At 60.4% G+C, this 3,141-nt stretch carries 3 protein-coding genes; all 3 read right to left on the bottom strand.

Annotation, left to right across the window (positions count from 1 at the left end):
• Positions 1-114: 114 nt before the first annotated feature.
• On the bottom strand, positions 115-1,881 hold the full coding sequence (locus Q0288_RS09410; protein WP_299429744.1) for an ATP-binding protein: 1,767 nt from the start codon (positions 1,879-1,881) through the stop codon (positions 115-117).
• A 13-nt stretch (positions 1,882-1,894) separates the two neighbouring features.
• The gene (locus Q0288_RS09405) at positions 1,895-2,839 is read right to left on the bottom strand and encodes a hypothetical protein (protein WP_299429742.1); all 945 of its coding nucleotides are present in this window, start codon (positions 2,837-2,839) and stop codon (positions 1,895-1,897) included.
• A 76-nt stretch (positions 2,840-2,915) separates the two neighbouring features.
• Positions 2,916-3,141: tetratricopeptide repeat protein (locus Q0288_RS09400; RefSeq protein WP_366914739.1), on the bottom strand; the 226-nt coding region annotated here is incomplete at its 5' end.

Raw genomic sequence — 3,141 nt, 5'->3', positions numbered from 1 at the left:
TGCCATAGGAGTTGTTGTGCCTGACGGAGCTATCCGCTACAGGCAATCAGCCATCGGCGGCTTCTGCATAAAGTCTACTGGATGGCAACACTGGCACATCGCTTTCTACTTCCATCAGTCTATCAGCTTTGATATCGCTGCTGCCGAGAGATCTTCTTTAACTTCATCCTTTTTCATCGCCCAGGCCGGAAGCGGAAAGGTCAGGGGCAACGGCACCGGAATCTCGGGCTGATGTAAAATCATTGTCCCCTGTGGCAGAATCATGGCTCGCTGGCGGAAGGAGGCCGGCAGGTAGCGGTACTCGGGGCGCTCGGCCTCGGCGGCGTCCAGCCGACCCACCACCCGGATGGCCGCATTTCCCACCACACGGCTTTCCACCTCGGAAGCGGTCTGCTGCGCCCCAATCAGGATCACCCCCAGGCTACGCCCGCGCTCGGCAATGTCCAGCAGAATGTCCTTGATGGGGCTTTCGCCATCCCGAGGGGCATATTTGTTCAACTCGTCCAGCACCACGAACACCCGCCCCTGGTAGTTGTCTCGCTCTTTGCGGCCAAACACCTCGCGCAAAATGGAGCCCACCACGAACATCTGCCCCTGTGCCGACAACTGGTTAATGTCCACCACGCTCACCTGGGCCTCGCTGCCCAGCGGGTTGGGGCGCCTGCCGGGTTTATCGCCGCGAATCAGGTGCTCCACGTTGCCAGTGGCTGCTCGCAGACGCCGGATGAAGGCCTCGAGGGTTCCAGAGGCCTGCCGGGCCGTCCAGCGCGGGTCGCCCTTGGGCCGCTTGTCGTCCTCTTCGCTGGACTCGGGGCCAAGCAGCTTGAACTCTACATAACGCACCAGTTGGGCAAACGTGGCGATTTTGAGCCGACCCAGGTCGTCAAAGGTCACGCTGGCCTCCATTTTTGAACTCTCGTCTGACCAGTCGTCAACCTGCAAGGCCGGGCCTTTCTGACCCCCCCTTTCGTCGCCCACCAGGCGGCGCAGTCGCTCGGTGACCTGGTCAATCAGAAAGCCCAGGTTGTTCATGGCCCCCCGGTCGGTAAACAAAAAGGGTAACAGCCCTTCGCGGCAGAACTGCGCCAGATCCCAGTAGTAGACGCTGGCATCCTGGCGGTTTACGGCGGGCAAGATGTCACCGGGGGTTTTACGCGGTGGGGCCAGAAAACTGACGCTCTGAAAAGCTCGAGCGGGTAGCCCTAGCTTCTGGTAAGCCTCTTTGGCCTCGAGTTGCAAGCCGTTGTTGTCTTTGTCGAGGTAGAACAGATCCTCGCCCTTGACGTTGAAGATCAGAGCTCTGGTGTTGGCTTTGTGGCGGTTGGCGGGCGACTGGAAGATGCTGTGCAGCAAGAAGGTGGCATAGCTGGTTTTGGCGGCTACTCCCGAGACGCCGGAGATGTTGACGTGTCCCCCTTTGAAGCCGTTCAGGAACTCGAAGTTGAGATAGGCCACCTCGCCATTCTTGAGGATGCCCACCGGCAGCCTCTGGTCGCGCATCCGGTCGTAGTAGAGGGCCAGGTTGAGGGCCTCTTCCTGGGCCAGAAAGACCCTCGAGCCCGGACTCGGCGGTAGATACTCTTCGGGCAGCAGTCGGGTGACCTGCACGTGGGCCGCATACGAGAGGCTGACGGGCAGCAAATCGCGCTGGGCCAAAAACACGTCGGTATCGAAGGGAGCGCCCTCGTAGAGCTTGATGACCTGATCTACCATGCCGTAGTAGCGCACGTTGCCGTTCTCGTCACCCTTTTTTGGGTCGGGGTGGCGAAACTCGACATACACCAGGTCGTCAAGGCGCAGATACTGCCCTTCCTCGACGGCAACCCAGAAGTCCAGTGCTCCGGCCTCACGGCTGCCCAGTACCATTCCGACCTGTCTCACCCATGCCTCCCAGTCAACCAAACAGTGCCTGAACGATTTTACGTCGAACCACGTCGCCATGGCCCATATGCCGCCCCAGCCACTGCTCCAATCCTCCAATGGGAATCAGGTTTTGCGGCGCTCGAGGGTCGCGGGCGGGCGAGGAGGCCAGCGCACCAAAAAGGCTCACCGAAAGATCGGCCAGCCTGACCGCATCGGAAGGCTCTGGGGTGGGGGTTTCTACCCGCAGCAGTGCAGCGCCCCCATAAAACGGCGCACTGGGACTGAGCGGAAGTCGCACGTACCAGGAAAACACATCCAGCGGACGGCGCAGACCATAGCCTGGAATTGAAAAAATTGGGGTGCGCTCGAAGGGTTTAAGCCGGTGCAGCAGGGCTTGCTGCTCAGGCCCCAGGTAGGTCGCGGCCTGGGTTTTGGTGTAGCCCAGAATTCGCTCGGTCTCTTTGAAGGTTTGCTCACCGGGGAATATCTGCCCGTCCATAACCACCAGGCCGCCCTCGAGTTCGTTGACCAGGCTGGCCTCGAGACCCCGCATTACCTCGGTCAGCCTGGCCCGCATGCTGGCGGGGTCGGACTTTCTGGTGCGAATGGGCTGGTAATGCTGCAGGGCCAGGGGGAGGGGCTCCACAAGGTCTGCACTGTGCAGCAGGACATCTCGCTTCAAGGGCTCCCCCACCGGGCGAATACCGCCCCCATCGCGCAGCACCGCACCTGCAATCACCTTTGCCAGCATCGCACTCCGGCCTCCGGAGTCGGCAATCTGGGCATCTATGCGCTGACGCCCATCCACCAGATAAACAATGGGCCACAGATCGGGTTCGGTTTTTGCGGGTGAGCGGGCAGCCCAGTCGCCTTCGTAGTGGGTTTTGACGTCCTCGAGACCACCCTGCTCTTCTTCAGACTGCATCCGCTCGGGTAGTGCGTACTCCGGGTTCCAGGTTTCCAGCTTCCAGGCCATGGCCACAATCTACCAGCTAGACCACAACCACACCAAAACCAGCCCTGACCGGGGAAGTCCGGGCTGGTTCCTCAAACTATCGCAAACGGTTGAGGACTTCCTGGGCTTCCCTGAAATCGGGCCGAAGCTTGAGGGCTTGCTCGCACTGGGCGCGTGCACCGATTCTATCGCCCAGGAGTTCATTGGCTCGGCAAAGCCAGAAGCGGTAAACCGGATTATCCCTTTCCAGAGCCACTGCCTTGGTGAAGTTGAACCTGGCTCTCTGGAAATCCTTGAGTTCAATAAAGACCTGCCCCAGACCA

The organism is uncultured Meiothermus sp. (assembly GCF_937863175.1).
Lineage (GTDB): Bacteria > Deinococcota > Deinococci > Deinococcales > Thermaceae > Meiothermus.
The sequence above is the reverse complement of the archived record's forward strand: the minus strand, read 5'-3'. Positions and strand labels throughout refer to the sequence as shown.

Excerpts from the sequence above, each read along its gene's own strand:
- Q0288_RS09405 (WP_299429742.1), bottom strand. The coding sequence starts at position 2,839 with ATGGCCTGGAAGCTGGAAACCTGGAACCCGGAGTACGCACTACCCGAG.